Raw genomic sequence first — 13,266 nt, 5'->3', positions numbered from 1 at the left:
ATGGGCATGCTGAAGCGTTATGAGCGGCTGGAGGGCGTTGACCTCAAGCTGGCGGCGGCGATCCGGACGGGCGTTAGCCGGCTGACGTTCGACTGCACGGTCGCGGAGGGCGTGCGTTCGAAAGAGCAGATGTGGATCAACTACGGCAAGGGCCGGACCGCAGCCGAGTGTCGGGCCAAGGGCGTGCCTGAGAAGTATGCGATGCCGGGCGTAGCGAAGGTGACGTGGCTATCCAACCCGCTAGCCAGCAATCATGCGGACGGTCGCGCGGTCGACGTCTATCCGCTGGTGCGGGGCCAGCTGGCCAACACACGGGATCACCTGCCGTTGTTTCGCGCGCTCTACGAGGCGATCATGGCCGCGGGGCGGGAGGTCGGCGTGCGGCTGCGCTACGGCGGTGATTGGGACCAGGACGGCAAGCTATTCGAGAAGGGTGAGACGGACGCCGTCCATTTCGAGCGTGCGGCATGAACCAGGAGCGGCAGGCGCTGATCGCCTACCTCGCTACGTTGGCCTCGATCGTCGCTCTGACGGTCGGCGCGGTGGTCATCTGCATGAGCTTCGACGGCAGCGAAGCGCAGCTCGCCAAGGTGATCGCTGCGCTGGCTTTTCTGGGCGGTGCGACCACGGGGCTCATCGGAGTGATCGGCACATTTCGCCCGAAGGGTGCGCCGATCGCGACCACGCGAACGGGTGACGTCAACGTCGGAGAGGACAGCTGAGCCATTCCAACGCTCGCCACGAGTTACGCGATCGTGGGAATGATGTGCCGATCTAAGTTGTTGTAAACGCTACCGCGGTGACAGCTTGGGAAGCTTCTGCTCTGCCATTGAGCTACACCCGCATATCGAGCGTCAGGTTCGCTGCCGGTGCCTGCCTGAATAAGGCGGCCCAACAAGACCTGCTCGATCCGCAGTCGATGGCACAGTCTACATCGGTTGGTCAACGGCGCGCTTGCCCGCGGGAAGGGCGGCAACGGTGCACTTGCCTGGGAGAACGGCCAGACCTGATCGCCGAACCCGCGAACTACCAATGGCGCGCCGGACCGTTCACTCCGGCCGCGGCCAGAGCGCGCGGCCGTCATACGGCATGGATGAAATGGTCGGGGAGAGAGGATTCGAACCTCCGGCCCCTGCCTCCCGAAGACAGTGCTCTACCAGGCTGAGCTACTCCCCGACGGAGCCCGGTCCTTCACGCCCTCGGAGGCGGACCGGTCTAGCTTGGAGGCGCGCCTATAGCGGCGGGTTTCGGGTGGTTCAAGCGGACATTTTCGCGTCCGACGTCATGCTCTGCGGCGCGGCCGGGTGCGGGGTTCCATCAGATGCGATCAGCCTCTAGCGGGGCAAGCCATGTCCGTGCTCGAACTCGTCGCGGTGGCGCTCGGCCTCGGCAACATCCTGTTGCTGGTGCGCCGGTCCGTCTGGAACTTCCCGTTCGGCATCGCGATGGTCGCGCTCTATGCGATGATCTTCTGGCAAGCGCAGCTCTATTCCGATGCGCTGTTGCAGCTGTTCTTCATCGTCGTGAATGCGTGGGGCTGGGCCTTGTGGAGCCGCAACCGTGAGGCGGTGGGGGATATCATCGTCCGCAGCATGTCTCCGCGCCTGATCGCTGGCTCTGCGGTCTGCGGGACGGCGGCGATCTTCATCTGGGGGCTGCTGGAGGCGCGGCTGACGGACGCCGCTTATCCGTGGCTGGATGCCGGCGTTGCGATTGCCAGCGTGATCGCGCAGATCCTGCTGGCGCGCCGCTATATCGAGAATTGGCTCGTCTGGATCGGCGTCGATATCGCGTCGATCCTGCTTTATGCGCTGAAGGGGCTGCACCCGACGATGATGCTCTACACCCTCTTTCTCGCGCTCTCCGCCTGGGGGTGGATCGAGTGGCGTCGCGCCGAGCGCGTGCAGGGCAGGGGCGCCGCGGCGTGAGCGGGCCGGCCACCATCTGCCTGCACGGGCCGGAGAGCACGGGCAAGTCGACGCTGTGCGCCTTGCTGGCCACGCGGTTCGGGGCGGAGCTGGTCACTGAATATGGTCGCAGCTTCTGCGAGACCTATGGCACCGAACTGACGATGGACGACCTTGTCGACATTGCGGAGACGCATGATGCGATGACGGTCGCGGCCAAGTCGAGGGGCGGCAGCCACCTGATCCTCGATACCGATCCGCTGATGACCGCGGTGTGGGCCGACATGCTGTTCGGCGAGCGTGATCCCTGGTTCGATGCGTGGACCGGAACGGCCGACCTCTATCTGCTGCTAGACATCGACATACCGTGGGTGGACGACGGCACGCGCATGTTCGGCGCACCGGCGGAGCGATCCCGCTTCTTCGAGCTGTCACGCGCCGAGCTGGAGCGGCGGGGCGTGCGCTGGGCGCTGATCAGCGGGCCGGCGGCGGAGACGCGGCTGGCCGGCGCGCTGGCCGCGATCGAAGCGGCGGGGCTCGGCCGGCCGGCGGGCTGATCCTTTAGGCGGCGGGCTCGGGCGCGGGCAGGCGGGCGGCGCGCAGGCTGTCCGCCGCGTAGAGCAGGCAGCCTGCCCAGATGCCGACAAAGGCTGCGAGCAGCGAGGGGCGCAGCGGCTCGTGGAAGACGAGCGTCGCGCAGGCGAACTGGAGCGTCGGAGCGATGAACTGGAGCAGCCCCATCGTCGACAGGCGCAGCTTGCGAGCGGCCGCAGCGAACAGCAGCAGCGGCGTCGCGGTGATCGCCCCGGCGGAGATGAGCAGCATGTCCTGCACGCCGTCCTGACCAAAGGCGCCGCCGCCCCGCAGGACGAGCAGTATCAGGCTGGGCGGCGCGAGCAGCGCGGTTTCAACCAGCAGGCCGCCCAGCGCGTCGATCGCCACAACCTTGCGGACCAGCCCGTAGGTGCCGAAGGTGAGCGCCAGCGCGAGCGAGATCCAGATGCTGCCACCGCCTGCCGCCACCGCGCCCGCGACGCCGATGGCGGCGAGAGCGACCGCGATCGCCTGGATGCGGCGCAGCCGCTCGCCCAGCAGGGTCACGCCGAGCGCGACGTTGACCAGCGGGATGATGAAGTAGCCGAGGCTCGCCTCCAGCGTGTAATGGTTGTTCACCGCCCAGATATAGACCAGCCAGTTGATGCCGATCAGGCTCGCGCTGGCGACCAGCAGCGCCAGCGTCCGCCCGACCGACAGGGCGCGCGCGATCGGACCCCAGGCGCGGGCGACCGTCACGACGATGAGCAGCAGCAGCAGCGACCAGACGACGCGGTGCGCCAGGATCTCCAGCGCCGGCACGCCCGCCAGCAGGTGGAGGAACAGGGGCAGCAGCCCCCAGACCACATAGGCGCTCGCGCCCTGGGCGACGCCCAGCCGCGCCTCGGAGGGGGAAAGCTGCATCGCGCCGCCCTGCGGGTCGGATCGGGTCTGCGTCAAGCGTGCGGGCGCAGGTGGGCCGAGGCGATGTGCCAGCGGCGCTGACGGGCAGTGCTGCCGGGCACGTCGTTCACCCGGCGAAGCGTGTAGCTGCCGGTGAAATGCTGGCGCGTGCCGTCGAGCAGCCGTGCCGAGACGGTGACGGGCACGGTGACGTAGAGCGAGCCCGCGGCACCCTCGACCCGGCCGGGGCGGCCGATGTTGACCGAAGTGGTGGCAGTGCGGGCGAAGCCGCGGGCGAAAGCGGCCTCCGGTTTGCCGCTGGCGCGGCCATCGTCGCCCCACAGCCGCCACGCCTGCGCGTAGTTCCGTGCGGCAAGGAGGGCATAATAGCGGCGGACCACATCGGCGGCCGCGTCGGGCGTGGCGGTGGCGAGCGCGAGGGCGAGCAGCATCGGGGTGCTCCGATCAGAACAGGCCGAGCCCGTCCACCTCTTCGACGGTGAGGTGGAGGCCGAACATCAGCGACAGGCGCATGCGATAGGTGCGTGCGTCGGTGATCTCACCGGCGGAGCCGCGCTCGCCGTTGCGGCGGGTGTAATGGCGGTCGGTGAGGCTGGCGAAGCCGCTGGGCAGCACGATGGAGACGATGCGATGCGTGGTGAAGCGGCCACCCGGCACGGTCGCGGCAAAGTGGTTCGCCATGGCGAGATCGGCGGGCCAGACGCGCTCCTCGGTGAAGCTGTATTGTGGCACCCAGCCGTCATGGCTGCCGCGGCCGTCGGTTGTCTCGGCATGGCCGTGGCGCTCCAGCATCCAGCCGTGATCGGCATCGCGGCGCAGGCGATGGCGCGCGCCGTCGGGCGTCGCCGCCTCGGTGCCGTCGATGAGTGGCATGGGGGGCGTGTAGCTGCCGCCGAACCCTGCATCGGCGATCCACTCCTGCCCATCCAGTGTTACGAGGCTGAGCGTGTGCGTCTTGGGCGGCACCTCGCTCTGGCCGAGCCAGACGCGGGCGAGGAGCGGGCGGGCGTCGAAGCCGATGGCGTGGAGGGCACGCAGGAAGAGGCTGTTCTGCTCGAAGCAATAGCCGCCGCGGCTGCGCGTCACGAGCTTGTCGAACACGGCGTCGGGATCGAGGCTGATGCCGCGGCCGAGCGGGATGTCGAGATTTTCGAACGGAATGGCGAGCCGGTGCGCGCGCTGGAGCGTGGCGAGGCCCTCGGCATCGGGTTCGGGCGCGAGCGGGAGCGCGATGCGGGCGAGATAGGCGGGGAGATCGAGCATGGCGCGCGGTCTAGCGGATGGGGCGCGGAATGGCCAAGCGGCGTGCGAGCGGCGGCTTAAGTTGACAAAGGTGACACTCAGACGCCCTTTTCCGACATGCTGGGCCGTCCGATGTAGCGGGGCGTGGTGCGAAAGCGGGTGTTTGGCCTCAACCTTCGAGAAGCCTAAGGTTGAACTTCCCCGCTCCAGCTCCAAGCGCGTTGCGCCTCGCGCGTTCCGCGGCGATTTTCTTCGACCCAATCATCACGGTTCCAAACACCGCTTTGACCGAGCACCTTTCCGGACGTTTCGTCATAATACTGGATGAAAACCACTCTTCCATCCAAAATACCGCGAGCCCCCGAAGCTGCTTCTTCAGCGATGATATGCGCTAAACGCTCCTCACGGATAGTGTCTCTCGCAAAGCTGTTCCTGTCTACATGCAAATGCGAGATCTTAGTCGCGAGCGTTATATATAGATCGTCAATCCAAACATAGAGCGCTTCTAATTCCGGACATGGCGAAGCCCACTTATAGGTCAGGATGCCGTGATCGTTGCGCTCGATCTGAGCAGCCGGCAGCGTCGACGCTGCGAATGCAGCAAACGCTTGCTCTGTGGCAGAGAGGGGTAGCGGTGACATATTGCGCGCCTCGTTCGCAAACAGTGGCAACATGTGGAAGGAGCGACCGCTACCCTGCAAGAGCGGACGCCAGTGCCATCGTCACCCCGGACTTGTTCCGGAGTCCACCGGCAGGCTTGATCCTGCGGGTGCGGGAGGAGCAGCGCGGTGGATGCCGGAACATGTCCGGCATGACGAGGCGGGGGAACAGGGTGCGGCTGTTCGGATCGGTGATGAGAAAGAACCTGTCCGGTTCGTAGACGGTGAAAGCCTACAGCGCCAGCCGAGCCGCTCGCCCTATTTGCACTCCCCCGCCAGCTTGCCCGAGGTCGCCACCGTCATCTTCATCGGGTGCGCGCCGGTGCCGACCATGTCGGCGACCGACTGGAAGCTGTCGGCGGTGTAGGTGCCGCGGCTGACCGCCGTCAGCGTGCCGCCGCCGGGCTGGGTGCAGACCATCTCGGCATCCAGCTTGCCGCCGGTCATCGAATAGCGGGTGAAGCGGCAGCTCTTGTCGCGCTTCATCATCTCCTGTGGGCCCTGTTTGGCCTGCTCGGGCGTGACGCACTGGGTGATGGTGCGCGGTTTCTTGATCATGCCCATGACCATGGCCGGCACGCCCGGCATCTCGGCCTCGGTGACCGCCGCGGTGATCTTCCACTGGCCCGGCGTGACCTGTGCCGCGGCGGGGGCGGCGAGCGCCGCGAAGGTCAGGATGAGCGTCCGCATGGTGCAATCTCCCCCAGAGTTCGTCGTCTGCCTAGCAGGGCAGGGGTGGGCCCGGAGTGCGGCGGATCACAGGCGGCGGCCGCATTGCCGGGGCGTGCGGGCGCGCCCATATTCGCGGCATGGCGATCCAGATCCGCACCAATTTGGCCGAGCCCGAGACCGGCGAGGAGTTCATCCCCCATCGCCCGCAGCGCCCGCCCAAGGCGGAGGGCGGGCGGCCGTTCGTGCTGAAATCGGATTATTCGCCCTCGGGTGATCAGCCTCGGGCGATCGCCGAGCTGGTCGAGGCGGCGGAGGGCGGCGAGCGCGACCAGGTGCTGCTGGGCGTGACCGGATCAGGCAAGACCTTCACCATGGCAAAGGTGGTGGAGTCCTTGCAGCGACCGGCTCTGGTGCTGGCGCCGAACAAGATCCTTGCGGCGCAGCTTTACGGCGAGTTCAAGGGATTCTTCCCTGACAATGCCGTCGAGTTCTTCGTCAGCTATTACGATTACTACCAGCCGGAAGCCTATGTGCCGCGGACGGACACCTATATCGAGAAGGAAAGCTCGATCAACGAGGCGATTGACCGGATGCGGCATTCTGCCACCCGGTCGCTCCTGGAGCGGGACGACGTGCTGATCGTCGCCTCGGTCTCCTGCCTCTACGGTATCGGCTCGGTCGAGACCTATTCGGCGATGATCTTCGACCTGAAGAAGGGTCAGTCGGCCGACCAGAGCGAGATCGTCCGCAAGCTCGTCGCGCTGCAATATAAGCGCAACGACGCCGCCTTCGCGCGCGGCAATTTTCGCGTGCGCGGCGATACGCTGGAGCTGTTCCCCAGCCACCTCGAGGATGCGGCGTGGCGCATCACCTTTTTCGGTGACGAGATCGAGGAGATCGTCGAGTTCGATCCGCTGACCGGCAAGAAGGCGGCGGCGATGAACAGCGTGCGCGTCTACGCCAATTCGCACTATGTGACGCCCGGGCCGACGATGAAACAGGCCGCCGACGCGATCCGGCATGAGCTGGGCGAGCGGCTGAAGGAGCTGGTGGCGGAGGGCAAGCTGCTGGAGGCGCAGCGGCTGGAGCAGCGCACGAACTTCGACCTGGAGATGATCGCGGCGACGGGAAGCTGCTCGGGCATCGAGAATTACAGCCGCTTCCTGACCGGGCGCCTGCCCGGAGAGCCGCCGCCGACCCTGTTCGAATATCTGCCCGAAAATGCGCTGCTGTTCGTCGACGAGAGCCACCAGACGATCGGCCAGATCAACGGCATGTCGCGCGGCGACCACCGCCGCAAGATCACGCTGGCCGAATATGGCTTCCGCCTGCCGTCCGCCATCGACAACCGGCCGCTCCGCTTCAACGAGTGGGACGCGATGCGGCCGCAGACCACCTATGTCTCGGCGACGCCCGGCCCTTGGGAGATGGAGCGGACAGGCGGCGTCTTCACCGAGCAGGTGATCCGCCCGACCGGGCTGATCGACCCGCCGGTCGAGGTGCGGCCGGTCGAGGATCAGGTCGACGATCTGGTCAACGAGTGCAAGGCGACGGCGAAGAACGGCTATCGCGCGCTCGTCACCACGCTGACCAAGCGGATGGCGGAGGATCTGACCGAATATATGCACGAGGCGGGGCTGAAGGTCCGCTACATGCACTCGGACGTCGAGACGCTGGAGCGTATCGAGCTGATCCGGGATCTCAGGCTCGGCGTCTATGACGTGCTGGTAGGCATCAACCTGCTGCGCGAGGGGCTCGACATTCCCGAATGCGGGCTGGTCGCGATCCTCGATGCGGACAAGGAGGGATTCCTCCGCTCGGAGACCTCGCTGATCCAGACGATCGGCCGTGCGGCGCGCAACGTGGAAGGGCGCGTGATCCTCTATGCCGACACGATCACCGGATCGATGGAGCGCGCGATGGCGGAGACCGCGCGCCGCCGCGAGAAGCAGATGGCTTATAATGCGGAGCATGGCATCACGCCCGAGACGGTGAAGCGCAACGTGACGGACATCGTCGCGCATCTCTCGTCCAAGGATCAGGTGACGGTGGAGACCGGCATCGAGGACCGCCCCCATATGGTCGGCCACAATCTGCGCGGTTACATCGAGGAGCTGGAGAGCCGGATGCGCAAGGCCGCCGCGGACCTGGAGTTCGAGGAGGCGGGCCGCCTGCGCGACGAAATCCGCAAGCTGGAGCAGGAGGAGCTGGGCATGCCGGTCGACCAGCAGGTCGCGCCGATCCGCGGCAATTCGACGCTGGGCAAGCCCGGCACGCGGCAGACCCGCTACGGCAAGGCCAAGCAGGTGCGGGCGGAGAAGCGGGCGCGGGGGCGGTAGGGGTTTCCTTCCGGCGCGCGATCCGCCATCAGGAGGTCATGCCGCGTCGCAATATGCTTCGGCGATACGGGCCTTTGCTCCTGTTCGCACCCGCCAGCTGTGCCGCGCCGCCCAAGGCGGTGCCGGTCGCCGCACCGCCGCCGCCGCCCGTGATCGCGGCGCCGCGCCCTGTGCCGGTCGGCAATGACTGGCGGGATTGGCCGCTGACGCCGGGTACGTGGCGCTACCGTGCGGGCAGCCCGAGCGTCGCGGCCTTCGGCGCGGAGTTCCAGATGCGCTGCGATCCGGCGACGCGCACGGTGGAGCTGGCGCGGGCGGCACCGGCGGCGGGGACGATGTCGGTAACGACCTCCCAGGAGGTGCGGGCGCTGGCGACGACGGCCGCGGGCGGCTTTGCGCGGGCCAGCCTCAACGGGCGCGATCCGTTCCTCGACAAGATGGCGTTCAGCCGCGGGCGGATCGTGATTGCGATGACAGGCACGGCGCGGCTGGTGCTGCCGGCGTGGGCGGAGATCGGCCGCGTGGTGGAGGATTGCCGCGGCTGAACCGGCTGGTTCGATAAAGTATGTATAATTCGGAACCTGTCGGCCAACTCGTTGATTTCAGGCGGGTCAGGTTAACGTCCGGAGGTTCGATGGTGCTCCGCCATCAGCCGCGGGCCCCAGAGCCGCCACGGGGCGCCGCGCTCGATCCCGCCATCTTCGCGGCGGACGATCCGCGTGCCATCGCCGACGCGTTGAAACGCAGCGCCGAGGCCAATCCGGCGACGCGGGTCAGCCCGCTCCGATCCGCGATGGCGATGCTGACCTTCCACATCAATCGTGCGGGCACCGACCTGCCGCCCAGCCGGCGCGAGGTGCTGGAAGCGGCCAAGGCGGAGCTGCGCCGCGCCTTCGGCCGGGGCGATCAGACGGACGGATGAACGGCGCGCACGCCCTCTTGCGCAGCGCCCGTCATCTGCGCACACTGCCGATCCCGGCAACGTTGCGAAAGGAGGTGATCCGATGTCTCATGGTTCAGTGTTGAGGTCGGTTCAGTCCGTTCGGGAGATGGCGCGCTGAGTCTCCGGACTCGAACCTGATCCACCTGCTGCGCAGACGATCGGGTTCGCAGCGCTTGATGGTCTCCCGGGCCGGAACTCCGGCCGCTGACCATGTTCGGGACCGTCGGAGCCTTTTCGGGGGCTTCGGCGGTCCTAACCTTTTGTGCGACGCTCGACCCGCGCCTGCCAGAGCGCCAGCAGCGGCACGACACCGAGCTCCATGCCGAGGCCGAACAGGTGGCCGGGGCCGGGCGGGCCGACCGCGATGAGCGAGGCGAGCCGGGCGAGGCCGCCGCAGATGACGAGCCCACACAGCAGGCGAAACAGGTTTCCGGCGCGTGGCCGGTCGATCCGAACGACCGCACAGGCGAAGGCGACGCCAACGCCGAGAAAGATGCCCGACAGATAGCGGAAGTGGCTGTCCAGATCGGGCAGCAGGGGGCCGTGCACCATCCGGACGCCGCGCAGCACGCCGTCGCCACCCGCCAGCAGCGGCACGAGGCAGGCGAGGCCCGCCACCGCCTGCCACAAGCGCTGCTCCGTTTGCGGGCTCATCGCCGTCCCCTTCGTTCGAGATATTCGTCCTCGACGCGCAGCGCCGCGGCGGCAGTGCGCACCTCGATGATGAAGAGGGCGAGGCCGAGGATCAGCAGCAGCATCGCGACGATGAACGCCACCGCCATCGTCCGCGCGAAGCCGAGCTTCGCCAGCGTCGCGACGAACATGCCGGCGACCACCGCGCAGATCAGAGCGGCTGAGGCGGCGCACATCTGGATCGCGACGTTCGCCAGCATGATGCGGCGATCGAGGATGCGCAGCTCCCACACCTGCCGGGCATGATCGGGATGATCAGCGGGCGTGAACTCGCTCGCCAGCCGGCGGGCGCGATCCACTGCGCGGCCGAGCCGGCCGGTCATCACGTTCAGCAATCCTGCGATCCCTGCGATCAGGAACACAGGCGGCAGAGCGGACTGGAGCGTATGGGCCATCTGGCTGACGGCAATGACGGGCAACGGATTCATGATCGTGCAGGTGTTGGCCGGATCGGGAGGGTGCGCGCAAGGCCTTAACCCCATCGCAAGCCTCAAGCGCTAGCGGCGATGTGGAAACGTCGCGTGGCAAGGGGGCGCAGGCCGCTGATGGAAATGTCGCCCATCCTGACAGCACCCGGCCGCGGGCCGGAAGTGACCGTGGTGGAAGGGGGCAGTGCGGCGATCGATGCGGTGGCCGGCATCGCCGCCCCATCGCGCCGCTTCCTGACGCGCAGCTGGTTCGCCGCCGCGGCAGGCAACCGGCCGATGCGCACCATCGCCTTCTGGCGCGACGGCGTGGCGACCATCGCGCTGCCGCTGGTGCGGCTGCGGCCGGGGCTTTCGGCGGTGCCGGGTGCCTATTGGCCGTTCCGCAGCTTTCCCGTGGCCGAGGGGCAGCGGCGCGCGGACATGCGCGTGCTGCTGCAATCGCCTATCGCGCGGCGCGCTTTGGGGCCGGCGTGGCGGCTGGGGCCGGTCTATGCCGACGACCCTGCCTATCGCGCGCTGATGGCGGCGGCCCCGGAGGCGGGGTGGACCGCCATCGTCCGCCGCATCGCGACGAGCTACCGGCTCGACCTGCCCGCGCCGGGGGGCGGCTTCCCGCGAACCTCGACCCTCAAGAAGAACCGCTTCCACGAGAAACATCTGGCCAGCCATGGCGAGCCCGACTGGGCGTTCCATTGCGGGCGCGACTGGAGCCCGGCGCTGTTCGATGCGCTGGCCGAGATCGAGGCGCGCAGCTGGCATTCGGACAGCCTCGACGCGAAGTTCCTGAACTCGTCGCACCGGGCGCTGTGGGAGGCGCTGGCCGCCGATCCGGCGCAGGCGGCGCGGATGAACGTGGCGCTGCTGCGGATCGACGGGCGGCCGACCGCCTACAGCTTCGACATCGACAGCGGGTCGGTGCGCTATGCCATCGCCAACAGCTATGACCCGGCCGTGGCGAAGCACTCGCCGGGCAAGTGCCTTTATTATCGCAACATCGTCGACGGGCAGTCGCGCGGCATCCGCATGATCGACTGGGGGGCGGGCGACAGCGGCTACAAGAGCACCATCGGCGCCAAGGCGGGGCCGGAGATCGTCGACGTGCTGCTGTTGCGCGGGCGCCTGGGCAGGATCGCCGCGCGACTGGGCGGATGGATGTGGGAGCAGTCCGGCCAGCGGCGCTGATCAGGGCGCGGATGGTCGAGACGCTCTGCCGATCGTCTAGCGGAGTGCGCCGTCCGCCCGGATGATCGTGCGCCAGCCGTGCAACAGCGATTGCTTTGCCCGCGACCGCCAAGGCGAGGCGCGCCACGGGCGGCGGTGAAGCAAGGCGTGCGTCGCGATGGCGAGCAGCAGGGCGGCCGCACACCCCGCGAACATCGGCAGCGCGCCTGTCTTAAGCCCGGAGGCGGTGGCGAGCGCGACCGTCGCCGAGAGTGCGGGCAGGTGCAGCGCGTAGAGCGGATAGGACAGGCGGCCGCCCACCTCGCTCAGCGTAAGCACCATCCCCTCCGTCCGCGCCCTGACGGCGTTGGCCAGCAGCATCGGGAAGGCGAGGATCACCACCGCGGCATCGGCCCACCACAGGGTGGCGGCGGGCAGGCTCAGCAGCGCGCACAGCACCACGGCGCAGCCCCGCGCGTCGATCCGGGTGACTGTAAGCGCGCCGGATCGATAGAGGCGGTGGAGCAGCATGCCGCTCAGATAGGGGAAAGCGACACGGACGAGCCCACCGGCAAAGGTGGCGGCGACATCGCCGATCCCGAGAGAGCCGTGAGCGCGGCAGGCGGCGACCGTCGCGAGCGCAGCGATGCCGGTGAGCAGGGCCAGGCTCCGGTCCGACAGACGGTAAAGACGGGTGTGGGCGCCATTCGCCACCAGTTCGAACAGCAACGACCATTGCACCCCGTCCAGCAGGAAGATGGCGTTGTCCGGCGCGGTGGCGACGGGGATGAACAGCAGGCAGGTCGTGAGCAGGAACAGGGTCTGCACCGGATCCGATCCCGTCGCCAGCATCACGGCGGCGGCAGCGAGGATGCCGATCGCGATCGTCGGATAGAGCCGCACGATGCGCGCGCGAAGCATCGCGGTGCCGCTGAGGCCCTCGCGCAGGCGATCGTCATAAGCGTGCGCCATGACGAAGCCGGACAGCATGAAGAAGAAATCGACCGCCAGATAGCCGCGGGGAAGCAGCATGCTGCCGAACAGCATCGGACCGGCATGATGGACCACGACGATGGCCGCCGCGATCGCACGAAGCGCATCGAGGCAGGCCAGTCTGTCGCGAATGGGCATGCGGGCTGCCTAGCGATGCAGCCTTACGAAGAGGTTGAGCCTGCACCCGCCCTCGTCATCGCGCAGGCCGCGGCGATGCGGTCACGGTAGAGACGAGCCCCTGCTATGGTGAGATGCACGCCATCCCTGGTGAGCTTGCCGGTCAGGGGAGCCACGTAAGAGGCGCCAAGCTCCGCCGCGACCTGCCGCATGAAGGCCGAGGCCGGTGCGCTGTTCGGGACGCCGACGATTATCTTGCGACCCGGCAGACTGCGCGCGAGCGCGAGATAGTCCCGCCTGAACGCGTCGGTGAGCGCCGGCCCGTCCCAGAAATGGTTGGTGCCGATGGCGAGGATGACCGTACGCGGGCGGATGCGTGCCAGGGCCAGCGGCGCCAGACGCGCAGCATCGGGCACCTTCGCGCCACCGATACCGGCATTGAACGTGGTGCCGCAGACCTGCTCGAAGTTGACCGATTCGCTAACGCTGTCACCCAGCACCAGCGTGTCCGCAGGCATGGCCAGTTCGAGATTGGAGCGCACGAAATCCTCGCGCAGCGCCGTATAATCGGAGCGGGGCTGCTGCCACGGCCTGAGTGCGAGGATAAAACCCGTGACGAGCCCCAGCGCCACGCCGGCCAGCATCCTCATCGAA

The 13,266-nt window shown here is 67.8% G+C and carries 17 protein-coding genes and 1 tRNA gene; 8 read left to right on the top strand and 10 right to left on the bottom strand.

Features of this window, described 5'->3' with window-relative positions; translation table 11 throughout:
* Positions 1-471: a M15 family metallopeptidase domain-containing protein gene (locus BM360_RS06540; protein WP_093312591.1), complete on the top strand. Its 471-nt coding sequence runs from the start codon at positions 1-3 to the stop codon at positions 469-471.
* Positions 468-722, top strand: a complete 255-nt coding sequence (locus BM360_RS06535; RefSeq protein ID WP_093312589.1) for a hypothetical protein — start codon at positions 468-470, stop codon at positions 720-722. The genes BM360_RS06540 and BM360_RS06535 overlap by 4 nt, the downstream gene beginning before the upstream one ends.
* Before the next feature lie 377 nt (positions 723-1,099).
* Here the strand turns inward: BM360_RS06535 and BM360_RS06530 are convergent.
* Positions 1,100-1,176, bottom strand: a tRNA-Pro gene (locus tag BM360_RS06530).
* Positions 1,177-1,349: 173 nt separating this feature from the next.
* On the opposite strand from BM360_RS06530, the gene pnuC reads away from it, so the two are divergent.
* Positions 1,350-1,928 (top strand): nicotinamide riboside transporter PnuC, encoded by a 579-nt coding sequence (gene pnuC / locus BM360_RS06525; protein WP_093312587.1) that lies wholly within the window; start codon positions 1,350-1,352, stop codon positions 1,926-1,928.
* Positions 1,925-2,464 (top strand): AAA family ATPase, encoded by a 540-nt coding sequence (locus BM360_RS06520; RefSeq protein ID WP_093313832.1) that lies wholly within the window; start codon positions 1,925-1,927, stop codon positions 2,462-2,464. Before pnuC ends, BM360_RS06520 begins: the two co-directional genes overlap by 4 nt.
* A gap of 4 nt (positions 2,465-2,468) precedes the next feature.
* On the opposite strand, the gene rarD is transcribed toward BM360_RS06520, so the two are convergent.
* The 5 genes from rarD to BM360_RS06500 all read right to left on the bottom strand — a co-directional run bounded on the left by rarD (position 2,469) and on the right by BM360_RS06500 (position 5,956).
* Positions 2,469-3,365 carry an EamA family transporter RarD gene (gene rarD, locus BM360_RS06515; RefSeq protein ID WP_093312584.1) on the bottom strand — a complete coding sequence of 299 codons (897 nt, stop codon included), beginning with the start codon at positions 3,363-3,365 and terminating at the stop codon, positions 2,469-2,471.
* Between the two features lie 32 nt (positions 3,366-3,397).
* Positions 3,398-3,796, bottom strand: a complete 399-nt coding sequence (locus tag BM360_RS06510; RefSeq protein WP_093312582.1) for a hypothetical protein — start codon at positions 3,794-3,796, stop codon at positions 3,398-3,400.
* Between the two features lie 13 nt (positions 3,797-3,809).
* Positions 3,810-4,628, bottom strand: coding sequence for an arylamine N-acetyltransferase family protein (locus BM360_RS06505; protein WP_093312579.1), 819 nt, complete (start codon positions 4,626-4,628; stop codon positions 3,810-3,812).
* Between the two features lie 164 nt (positions 4,629-4,792).
* Positions 4,793-5,248: a hypothetical protein gene (locus tag BM360_RS19270; protein WP_131819194.1), complete on the bottom strand. Its 456-nt coding sequence runs from the start codon at positions 5,246-5,248 to the stop codon at positions 4,793-4,795.
* 276 nt (positions 5,249-5,524) lie between these two features.
* Positions 5,525-5,956, bottom strand: coding sequence for a DUF3617 domain-containing protein (locus BM360_RS06500; protein ID WP_093312577.1), 432 nt, complete (start codon positions 5,954-5,956; stop codon positions 5,525-5,527).
* A 119-nt stretch (positions 5,957-6,075) separates the two neighbouring features.
* On the opposite strand from BM360_RS06500, the gene uvrB reads away from it, so the two are divergent.
* From uvrB to BM360_RS06485, 3 genes are all read left to right on the top strand, one after another.
* On the top strand, positions 6,076-8,277 hold the full coding sequence (uvrB, locus tag BM360_RS06495) for an excinuclease ABC subunit UvrB (protein ID WP_093312574.1): 2,202 nt from the start codon (positions 6,076-6,078) through the stop codon (positions 8,275-8,277).
* Positions 8,278-8,330: 53 nt separating this feature from the next.
* On the top strand, positions 8,331-8,822 hold the full coding sequence (locus BM360_RS06490; protein ID WP_131819193.1) for a hypothetical protein: 492 nt from the start codon (positions 8,331-8,333) through the stop codon (positions 8,820-8,822).
* Positions 8,823-8,911: 89 nt separating this feature from the next.
* The gene (locus tag BM360_RS06485) at positions 8,912-9,199 is read left to right on the top strand and encodes a DUF3175 domain-containing protein (protein ID WP_093312568.1); all 288 of its coding nucleotides are present in this window, start codon (positions 8,912-8,914) and stop codon (positions 9,197-9,199) included.
* Positions 9,200-9,472: 273 nt separating this feature from the next.
* Here BM360_RS06485 and BM360_RS06480 read toward each other — a convergent pair whose 3' ends face one another.
* Together BM360_RS06480 and BM360_RS06475 are read right to left on the bottom strand one after the other, a co-directional pair.
* Positions 9,473-9,874 (bottom strand): DUF4345 domain-containing protein, encoded by a 402-nt coding sequence (locus tag BM360_RS06480; RefSeq protein ID WP_093312564.1) that lies wholly within the window; start codon positions 9,872-9,874, stop codon positions 9,473-9,475.
* Positions 9,871-10,341, bottom strand: a complete 471-nt coding sequence (locus BM360_RS06475) for a DUF2721 domain-containing protein (protein WP_093312558.1) — start codon at positions 10,339-10,341, stop codon at positions 9,871-9,873. The genes BM360_RS06480 and BM360_RS06475 overlap by 4 nt, the downstream gene beginning before the upstream one ends.
* Before the next feature lie 117 nt (positions 10,342-10,458).
* On the opposite strand from BM360_RS06475, the gene BM360_RS06470 reads away from it, so the two are divergent.
* On the top strand, positions 10,459-11,523 hold the full coding sequence (locus BM360_RS06470; protein WP_242653342.1) for a GNAT family N-acetyltransferase: 1,065 nt from the start codon (positions 10,459-10,461) through the stop codon (positions 11,521-11,523).
* Between the two features lie 36 nt (positions 11,524-11,559).
* On the opposite strand, the gene BM360_RS06465 is transcribed toward BM360_RS06470, so the two are convergent.
* Both BM360_RS06465 and BM360_RS06460 read right to left on the bottom strand, forming a co-directional pair.
* Positions 11,560-12,633, bottom strand: coding sequence for an acyltransferase family protein (locus BM360_RS06465; protein ID WP_093312547.1), 1,074 nt, complete (start codon positions 12,631-12,633; stop codon positions 11,560-11,562).
* Positions 12,634-12,656: 23 nt separating this feature from the next.
* Complete coding sequence (locus tag BM360_RS06460; RefSeq protein ID WP_093312545.1) at positions 12,657-13,256, bottom strand: SGNH/GDSL hydrolase family protein; 600 nt, start codon at positions 13,254-13,256, stop codon at positions 12,657-12,659.
* Between the last annotated feature and the right edge of the window lie 10 nt (positions 13,257-13,266).

This window comes from Sphingomonas jatrophae (genome assembly GCF_900113315.1).
GTDB lineage: Bacteria > Pseudomonadota > Alphaproteobacteria > Sphingomonadales > Sphingomonadaceae > Sphingomonas_P > Sphingomonas_P jatrophae.
The sequence above is the reverse complement of the archived record's forward strand: the minus strand, read 5'-3'. Positions and strand labels throughout refer to the sequence as shown.

Excerpts from the sequence above, each read along its gene's own strand:
- BM360_RS06540 (WP_093312591.1), top strand. The coding sequence starts at position 1 with ATGGGCATGCTGAAGCGTTATGAGCGGCTGGAGGGCGTTGACCTCAAG.
- BM360_RS06535 (WP_093312589.1), top strand. The coding sequence starts at position 468 with ATGAACCAGGAGCGGCAGGCGCTGATCGCCTACCTCGCTACGTTGGCC.
- pnuC (WP_093312587.1), top strand. The coding sequence starts at position 1,350 with ATGTCCGTGCTCGAACTCGTCGCGGTGGCGCTCGGCCTCGGCAACATC.
- rarD (WP_093312584.1), bottom strand. The coding sequence starts at position 3,365 with ATGCAGCTTTCCCCCTCCGAGGCGCGGCTGGGCGTCGCCCAGGGCGCG.
- BM360_RS06510 (WP_093312582.1), bottom strand. The coding sequence starts at position 3,796 with ATGCTGCTCGCCCTCGCGCTCGCCACCGCCACGCCCGACGCGGCCGCC.
- BM360_RS06505 (WP_093312579.1), bottom strand. The coding sequence starts at position 4,628 with ATGCTCGATCTCCCCGCCTATCTCGCCCGCATCGCGCTCCCGCTCGCG.
- BM360_RS19270 (WP_131819194.1), bottom strand. The coding sequence starts at position 5,248 with ATGTCACCGCTACCCCTCTCTGCCACAGAGCAAGCGTTTGCTGCATTC.
- BM360_RS06500 (WP_093312577.1), bottom strand. The coding sequence starts at position 5,956 with ATGCGGACGCTCATCCTGACCTTCGCGGCGCTCGCCGCCCCCGCCGCG.
- uvrB (WP_093312574.1), top strand. The coding sequence starts at position 6,076 with ATGGCGATCCAGATCCGCACCAATTTGGCCGAGCCCGAGACCGGCGAG.
- BM360_RS06490 (WP_131819193.1), top strand. The coding sequence starts at position 8,331 with ATGCTTCGGCGATACGGGCCTTTGCTCCTGTTCGCACCCGCCAGCTGT.
- BM360_RS06485 (WP_093312568.1), top strand. The coding sequence starts at position 8,912 with ATGGTGCTCCGCCATCAGCCGCGGGCCCCAGAGCCGCCACGGGGCGCC.
- BM360_RS06480 (WP_093312564.1), bottom strand. The coding sequence starts at position 9,874 with ATGAGCCCGCAAACGGAGCAGCGCTTGTGGCAGGCGGTGGCGGGCCTC.
- BM360_RS06475 (WP_093312558.1), bottom strand. The coding sequence starts at position 10,341 with ATGAATCCGTTGCCCGTCATTGCCGTCAGCCAGATGGCCCATACGCTC.
- BM360_RS06470 (WP_242653342.1), top strand. The coding sequence starts at position 10,459 with ATGGAAATGTCGCCCATCCTGACAGCACCCGGCCGCGGGCCGGAAGTG.
- BM360_RS06465 (WP_093312547.1), bottom strand. The coding sequence starts at position 12,633 with ATGCCCATTCGCGACAGACTGGCCTGCCTCGATGCGCTTCGTGCGATC.
- BM360_RS06460 (WP_093312545.1), bottom strand. The coding sequence starts at position 13,256 with ATGCTGGCCGGCGTGGCGCTGGGGCTCGTCACGGGTTTTATCCTCGCA.